Below are 8,633 nucleotides of genomic sequence, written 5' to 3' on the forward strand. Positions count from 1 at the left end.
AAACGGATGTCCTTTTCATTTGAAGGTACTAATTTTTAAAACTTTTAAAAATTTTGTATTTTTGATAAACTGAGAACATCGCTTATTTTAAGGGAGGAGGATAAAATGAAAGTATTTTTTAAGTTAGCTTGGTTTTTTAAACAAGAAAAGCGAGCGTACATAACAGGAATTATTTTATTGTTTGGAGTAGCATTATTAGAGCTTGTAGCACCGAAAGTAATTGGAATTATTGTTGATGAGATTAATAATCAAACTTTAACTGCCGAAAAGCTATTACAATGGGTTGGGCTTTTAATCGTTGTTGGAATCACAATGTACATATTACGTTATATATGGCGTATTATGATTTTCGGTTCTTCTTTAAAATTAGCACGTCAATTGAGGAGCAGGTTATATGAACACTTTACAAACATGAGCCCTTCGTTTTATCAATCGCATCGTACAGGTGATTTAATGGCTCATGCGACAAATGATATTCAAGCGATTCAACAAACAGCCGGCTCTGGTGTATTGACACTTGTTGACTCTCTAGCTGTAGGAGGATGTGTATTAATGGCAATGGGGTTTACAATCAGCTGGAAGTTAACGCTGATTAGTCTCCTTCCTATGCCAATTGTAGCGATTTCTACAAATTATTATGGCACATTGTTACATAGACGATTTCATAAAGCGCAACAAGCATTTTCGGAAATTAACGATAAAGTACAAGAAAGTATGAGTGGGATGAAGGTGATTCGCTCACTTGGTCAAGAAAAAGAAGATTTACAAGCATTTCGAAAAAAGTCAGAAGATGTAGTATATAAAAATATGTTAGTTGCTCGTATTGACTCATTGTTTGATCCAACAATTGCTCTTATTGTCGGTTTTTCATTTTTAATCGCAGTTTGTTACGGATCACTTTTAGTTGTGCGGGGAGAGCTGACAGTAGGTGGATTAATTACTTTTACAACATATTTAGGAACTCTCGTTTGGCCGATGTTAGCGTTTGGTTGGCTTTTTAATATTATGGAACGCGGGCGAGCGTCATATGATCGCGTTGAAAAAATCTTATCTCAAACTTCAGATGTCGTTAATAAAGAGGATGCAATACAGCGTGTAGCGAGCGGTGATGTATCATTTGCAATCGATACATTTTCTTATAAGAAAAATGAAATGTTAAATTTGAAAGATATTCATTTTGAATTGAAAAGGGGAGAAACGTTAGGCATTGTTGGCCGAACTGGTGCGGGAAAAACGACGTTATTAAAATGTTTGATTAGGGAGTATGATCATTTTAATGGTGAATTAAAAATTGGAAATGAAGATATTCGCGATATGACACTTCATAGTGTTAGGGCGGCTATTTCTTATGTTCCGCAAGACCATTTCTTATTTTCAGCAAGCATAGGAGAAAATATTGCATTTGGAAAAACAAATGCATCATATAAGGAAATTGCGCGTGCTGCTGAAATTGCATGTATTCATGATGATATTATTCAATTTCCTGAAGGATACGATACAGTAGTAGGAGAAAGAGGGGTTTCTCTATCAGGTGGACAAAAACAGCGAATTTCTATTGCTCGTGCATTATTAACAGATGCTGAAATTTTAATTTTAGATGATTGTTTATCTGCGGTAGATGCAAAGACTGAGGAGACCATTTTAACAGCTTTAAAACGAGAAAGAGCGCAAAAAACAACGATTATAACAGCGCATCGGTTAAGTGCGATTCAACATGCCGATCTTATTCTTGTTATAGATGAAGGAAAGATTGTAGAGAGAGGGACGCATGAACAATTGATGGAGCAAACGGGTTGGTATAAAGAGATGTATGAAAGTCAACAGTTAGAGGCGCTAGTTGAGAAGGGAGGCATATAATGGCTGAGAAAAAGAGAAGTGACTTATGGCGATTACTTTCTTATCTGAAACCATATAAAGGATTGTTATCACTGGCGTTTCTATTTTTAGTTGGTGCAACGGTTACAGAAATGATGGGGCCATTTTTAATTAAACAATTTCTAGATGAACACTTAGTTCCACGTAATTTTGAACAATCGGCATTAATAACGTTATTTGTTATATATATGGTCGCCCATTTATTAAAAGTGTTATTTACGTATTTAAACCTATTATACTTTCAAAATATTGCATTTAAAATTGTGCAAGATATGCGTGTAGAAGTATATGAACATGTACAAAAGCTGTCGCTCAGTTTTTTTGATCGTACCCCAATTGGGACGCTTGTATCGCGCATAACGAATGATACAGAAGCCATTAAAGATTTTTATGTGAGTGTATTATCGACGTTTGTGAAAAATATTGTATTTTTAATTGGAATATTAGTCGCAATGTTTTTACTGGATGTAAAACTAGCTTTATGTTCTCTCATCATGATTCCAATTATGGTGACGATTATGGCGATATATCGCCGGAAAAGTTCAGCTTTTTATTTAGAATTACGCAGTCAACTTAGTATTTTAAATGCGAAGTTAAATGAATCGATTCAAGGTATGAATATTGTGCAAGTATTCCGGCAAGAAAGACGGATGAGAAAAGAGTTTGAAGAGATAAATGGTAAGCATTATAATGCTGGTCGCCGAACGTTAAAGTTAGATGCATTGCTTTTACGTCCAGCAACAGATCTTGTGCACATTATGGCAATTGCATTCGTGCTTGCATTGTTTGGGATTAATGCATTGAATAGTCCCGTTGAAGTTGGGGTATTATATGCTTTTGTTAACTATATTCACCGTTTCTTTCAACCTGTAAATGAAATGATGATGAAGCTTTCGTTCTTTCAACAAGCACTCGTTTCATCTTCCCGTGTGTTTCATTTAATGGATGAAAATGATTTAGCACCCGTTCAACAAGGGAATGAACAGCCGCAAGTACATGAAGGGGAAATTGAGTTTCAAAATGTTACGTTTTCTTATGATGGGAAGCGAGATGTGTTAAAGAATGTATCGTTTCATGTGAAGCCTGGGCAAACAGTTGCCTTTGTTGGGCATACTGGTAGTGGGAAAAGTACCATTATGAACTTATTGATGAGATTTTATCACATGAAGTCAGGAAGTATTCGAATAGATGGTGTAAATTTAGAAGAATTTGAGGAACAGGAAATTCGAAAAAAGATTGGTCTTGTTTTGCAAGATGCGTTCTTGTTTGCTGGAAATGTGAAGCAAAATATTCGTATGTATAATGAAAGTATTACTGATGAAGAAGTAGAAGAAGCAGCCCGCTTTGTGCAAGCGAATACGTTTATTGAAAAATTGCCAGAGCAGTATAATACAGAAGTAGTGGAACGAGGGACCGCTTTCTCTAGTGGACAAAGACAATTGATTGCTTTTGCAAGAACAATTGCAACAAATCCGAAAGTGCTTGTATTAGATGAAGCGACAGCAAATATTGATACGGAAACAGAAGAAGCAATTCAAACAGCATTGCAGCGTATGCGTAAAGGAAGAACTACAATTGCAATTGCACATCGGTTGTCTACAATCCAAGATGCCGATCAAATATTTGTAATGCATGAAGGAGAGATTGTCGAACGAGGAACACATCAAGAACTGCTAAGTAAGCAAGGACTCTACTATAATATGTATTTGCTTCAGAATAAAGGAAGTCTGCAAAAAGCCTTGTAGTAGCAAGGCTTTTTGCGCTTTTATCCCGCAACAACCCGATGGATGAGGGCTCATAATCAGTGGAGAATGAAGAAAACCCCCACTGATTAAAGTTTCACTTTATAGTATAATAAGATAGAAATATTTTAAAATCAGAGTCTGATAAGGAATAAAGGAGAAGAAGAATGGAATATGTGCTTATATGTGTCATATTAGCTTTATTAGCTGTAGCATTTGTATTGTTTTATAAAAATAAACAGCTAGAATCTGAGAAGCAACAAGTAGATTTTGAAAAAGCACAAGTCATAGAAAACTATCAAGGGGAGATTGCTGCTACAGTTGAAAATTATGAACAGCAGCAAGAAATGATAAAAAATATAGAAAAACAAAAATACAATGATTTAAAAGTGAAAACAGCTCGCGAAATTGAAAATATGCGAATGATGAAGAATGAACTCACAATGCAACATAGTAAAGAGCGCAGTGAAATGCAGCAGAAACATAATCATGAAGTACAAATGTTACAAAATTTTATTGCAGATTTAAAAGCGTATTCAAAAAATGTAGCGGAAATACATACGCATGAACTATTACATAACATGAAACAACAATTTATTCAGCAGGAAATTGTAAAAGAAAATGAGATATACATGATTCCAAATATATTTTTGCCGAAAATATCAAGCAGAACAAAAAGAAAGATGGAAAATCGCCGTATTCATCATGTGTTGTTATTAAGAACAGGCGTATATGTGATTGAAACAGTAGAATGTAAAGGAAGAATAATACACGGTTTAACAAAAGATAATGCAGGGATATTTTCATTTATAGTTGATGAAATAGGAAAGTATCAATATGAGCATAATCAAGAAGAAACGTTCATTTTTATAAAAGAAGAGCAAATGGGAACTTTGAAAGTAGTAAATGAAGGTAATGTTGTTTATAAGATACAACATCTTTCGGAAAGTTTATATGAGTATTTAAAAGAGAAAAATGCAGAAATTGTAAAAGAAAAAGTAAAGCCAGTTGTATATTTTGAGAATGAGAGAAAGGAACATGAAATAATAGACTGTTCTCATGAACGAGTACCAAGATTGAAAGATAGAGAACAATTTATTATGTATTTTAAAAATGTGCTGCTGAATGAAAAAGTGTTATATACTGCAAAAGAATTACAAGAAATAAAAAACGTGATGGAACAGATGGACAAGGCGATTGCTCAAAAATGATGCCATAAAGGAGACGCGTTATTGAAAACATATATGAAACCTTTATTATGGGGAATATTGTATTTATATACTTTTTTCTACTTATTCATTTACTTAGCTTTTATATGCATCATTGCTATAGCTCATTCGTCCTATAGTATAGTGAGTGTTTTAGCGGTATCAATTCCATTTATCATTTTGCTTTTGTTTCGGTGGGTGATGTTTAAACTAGCTTTAAGTGATGAGCAAGAAATATATCGTAAGAAACTGAAAAGCATTACAATTGTTAGTGCGGCATTATTTACTATATGCATCATACAATTAGGGGTTAATGAATATCAGTCGAAGTTTCACCAAGAAACATGGTTCAAAAATGATGGCAAACGAGTGTATATGATAGATGATTTACTAGCGAAACATAAACTAATTGGAACATCCAAGGAAGAGGTTATAACGTTGTTGGGTACACCAACAGAAATAAGACAGTCTGAAACTGTCCATCAAATGATATATTATTTAGGGACTGAAAGAGGGTTTATCCCGATTGATAGTGAATGTCTCATTTTATACTTAGATCATAATGATAAGATAGTAGATTATAGAATTGAAACGGACTAAAATAGCGGAATATAAAAAACAGAAGGTGTATGTTAGCACCTTCTGTTTCAGAGTGTTGAAAAATAACTCTGTCAAGATATTTACACAATAAAATACTTTAAAAACGCTTCCTTTTGTAGAAAAATATAAGAAAGGAGGCGTTTTTTATGTTCTATTATCAACAAAATCTTGATATCACACAAAATCGTAAATTCTATGAAATGATGTATGATCTAGATGTTCGTTTGTCTGTGAAACATGATCCGAGAGGGCGATTTGCGTATTTTATTGGACCGAATTGAATATGTAAAAGAACAGCTTGTTTTTTATCCCCGAGAAGTTGCTTTAGATGCTGGATACTATAATGCTTGATTGGCGGAAAGTTTGTTTCATAAAGGATTATTGGCGTATATTTCATATCGTCGTTATGCCAATAAAGAACATCCAGAATGTAAAAAAACGCAATTTATTACTGCTTTAACAAACCACAAAGATTTGAATGTGCAATGTATTTAGGATGAATGATTCGAAATCTTGAGAATAACCCAAGGAATAATCGTATCATGGAGAAAGACCACAAGGGGTTATTAGAACTAGAGACGGAAAATTGCCCAGAACCGTCCATTTTTTATGAATTTAGGCAGGTTCTTATGTAAGATAACATAAGAGCCTGTTTGCATGTTCTACCTTTTTTTATGTACAATAAGGATAAGAGAAGATAAAGACAGGGAGAGGAAATCCATGTCCACTAAATTAGTAAATTTACGCATTGATTTTGCTTTTAAACAGTTATTTGGAACGAAAGGGAATGAGGAAATTTTAACGGGTTTCTTAAATGCAATTTTAGAGGAATCTTTAGATGTGCCTATTACCTCGCTACAACTAGATGATCCACATCTCCATAAATCTTATGAAGATGATAAGTTATCAATTTTAGACTTATTAGCAACGCTAGATAATGGAACGCAAGTAAATATCGAAATTCAGCTTCGGAATACACATGATATGGTAAAGCGATCGTTATATTACTGGAGTAAACTTTATACATCCCAAATGCAAGAAGGAATGCCATATCGTTCACTTCGGAAAACTATTACCATTAACTTACTAGACTTTATTTTATTTTCTCAGGATGATGTATTTCATACCATCGGACAATTATGGAATACTAAAATGCAGCAACTATTAAGTGACGACATTGAAATCCATTTTATAGAGATACCGAAATTGGTAAAACAATGGCGTGAAGAGAAAGTAAACCTGTGGGAAAATACATTTGCTCGTTGGATTTTATTATTACCAGCACATGAAGATGAACATTTAACTCAAACATTGGAGGAGATTGCGATGAATCAAGATCCAATTTTACAAAAGGCAATAAATAAATGGGAAAATATGAGCCATGATTCTTCTTTCCGAACAGCGTACGAAGCTCGAGAGAAATTGCTTTTAGATGAGCAAGCAAAGTTAGCACATGCAGAACAAGAGGGCATGGAAAAAGGCATTGAGCAAGGTAAGATGCAGATGATACGAGGAATGCATGAAATTGGTGTACCACTTGAAACTATTGCAAAGGCAAGTAAGTTGAGCGTGGAGGAAATTGAACGTATCTTAAAGCTAAAATAAATATATATGAGTATACAGAACTTATGAGTAGAAAAATTAGACGTTCATTATCATAGTACGTCTAATCGGAAAGCATTGCTGAAGATTTCAGCAGTGCTTTTTCTTTTTTTCAATATACATGAAACAGCACTAGTGTCGCGTAAAAGTATTTTGAATTTTCTGTGTCTTTGTTTTTCTTCCATAAGAAGAAAAACAAAGACACTTTAACAGAGGTAGTAAACATCCATTTTTTTACTATAACCTTCGACTTGTGCAATAGAGACATAAAAGCTTTATGGAACGCTCTTTCCTTGGATTTTACGTTGCCATTGTCCTCCAGATAAATCTATACTATCTTCAAACATTCTTCCTAATCGTGTGTTGTAATTATCTTTAAGCTTTTGAACAAATTCATAGGAACCAGACTGCTTGAGTATTTGTTCGACTTTATGACGATTAATCTTTTCTGTAGTTTTTAATGTCACATTTTCTAGGACATTCAATTCATATTTTATAAAATCCTGAAAAGTTATAGAAATATTACGTTGGAGACTTTGTTTATCTATATCATTGATGTTTGTTCGATCAAATAGTATACTCCCATTATTAAGTTCAAAAAGACCAGCCAAACATTTAATTAATGTAGTTTTTCCACAACCATTTTCTCCTACAATAACAACCTTTTCTCCTGGGTATATTTTTAAGTTAATGTTCTGTAGACTATAGTTTTTCATAAAGGGATAACTAAATGAAAGATTATTAAATTCAATTGACTTTTCTAATTTTGGAAAGGGAACAGGATTGTTAGCCTTATCTTCTGGATATTCAAAAAGGGAATATAAATCCCTAATATATAATCTTTGTTGATATAAGTCTGCAAGTAAAAAAGAAATATTAGTAATTACAGATTGTGAACGTTGTATGGCATCGATAGTTGCAACAAAATCTCCAATTTTAATTCTTTTATTTATAATTAACCAAAGTAAAATTAAAACAGATCCAGAGTAAATTAAAGAGGTACCAATTGTAAGAAGAATGGTTTTCTTATGCTGTGAAACGGATTGTCTCAATATTTCTTTATAAAAATTCATAATATACATATAACCTCTCTTTTAACTGTTTTTAAAAATCTGAAAATTCTTTAAATTTATAACATTATATTTATTTAAAAGATACAACATGTTATTATCTAAGTGAAGGAAGGAGGGATAAATATGTTAAAAAATTCTTTGGAACTTTGTTAGGCCCAATTAACTGTGGTTGCGAAAGGGTTGTCTGTTCGGATAACTGTGGGCATGGATACCTTGGAACAAAAGTTTCTTATAGGTGGGATTGTAAGACTGGTTATGACTGTGGAAGTATTGTTTTGGGCGGGTATTGTAAATGTTACAAATAACTTCAATCTCATAGTTTTAAAAGAAGCGGCTAACAAATATGTTAGCCTATTCTTTTATTGTATTATCAAAAATGAGGTGTTAATTAATTTATGCTAGTTTTAATTATGTTTTTAGTATTGGATTTGAGTCAATATTTTGGACACAAAAAAGTTAAATCTAAGCTACCTTTTTAGCTAGATCTTCTATTGCTTGAGGAGTTTTATAACCAATGCTACTATGAATTCGTT

7 protein-coding genes are annotated in these 8,633 nt (G+C 33.2%); 6 read left to right on the top strand and 1 reads right to left on the bottom strand.

Annotated elements, in window-relative coordinates:
• The first annotated feature begins 105 nt into the window (after positions 1-105).
• The 6 genes from MR063_RS19085 to MR063_RS19105 all read left to right on the top strand — a co-directional run bounded on the left by MR063_RS19085 (position 106) and on the right by MR063_RS19105 (position 7,030).
• A complete protein-coding gene (locus MR063_RS19085; RefSeq protein WP_242200795.1) occupies positions 106-1,857 on the top strand; it encodes an ABC transporter transmembrane domain-containing protein in 1,752 nt (583 codons plus the stop codon).
• Positions 1,857-3,620, top strand: a complete 1,764-nt coding sequence (locus MR063_RS19090; RefSeq protein WP_242200797.1) for an ABC transporter ATP-binding protein — start codon at positions 1,857-1,859, stop codon at positions 3,618-3,620. Before MR063_RS19085 ends, MR063_RS19090 begins: the two co-directional genes overlap by 1 nt.
• 164 nt (positions 3,621-3,784) lie before the next feature.
• Positions 3,785-4,828, top strand: coding sequence for an NERD domain-containing protein (locus tag MR063_RS19095; protein WP_242200799.1), 1,044 nt, complete (start codon positions 3,785-3,787; stop codon positions 4,826-4,828).
• 21 nt (positions 4,829-4,849) lie between these two features.
• Positions 4,850-5,425 (top strand): hypothetical protein, encoded by a 576-nt coding sequence (locus MR063_RS19100; RefSeq protein WP_242200802.1) that lies wholly within the window; start codon positions 4,850-4,852, stop codon positions 5,423-5,425.
• Between the two features lie 146 nt (positions 5,426-5,571).
• Entirely contained in the window at positions 5,572-5,706 is a 135-nt protein-coding gene (locus MR063_RS21890) for a hypothetical protein (protein WP_277927946.1), read from the top strand.
• 439 nt (positions 5,707-6,145) lie between these two features.
• Complete coding sequence (locus MR063_RS19105) at positions 6,146-7,030, top strand: Rpn family recombination-promoting nuclease/putative transposase (protein ID WP_242200805.1); 885 nt, start codon at positions 6,146-6,148, stop codon at positions 7,028-7,030.
• Positions 7,031-7,302: 272 nt separating this feature from the next.
• Here MR063_RS19105 and MR063_RS19110 read toward each other — a convergent pair whose 3' ends face one another.
• Positions 7,303-8,100: an ATP-binding cassette domain-containing protein gene (locus MR063_RS19110; protein ID WP_242200808.1), complete on the bottom strand. Its 798-nt coding sequence runs from the start codon at positions 8,098-8,100 to the stop codon at positions 7,303-7,305.
• Positions 8,101-8,633 lie beyond the last annotated feature (533 nt).

This window comes from Bacillus cereus group sp. BfR-BA-01492, from assembly GCF_022662815.1.
Lineage (GTDB): Bacteria > Bacillota > Bacilli > Bacillales > Bacillaceae_G > Bacillus_A > Bacillus_A cereus_BD.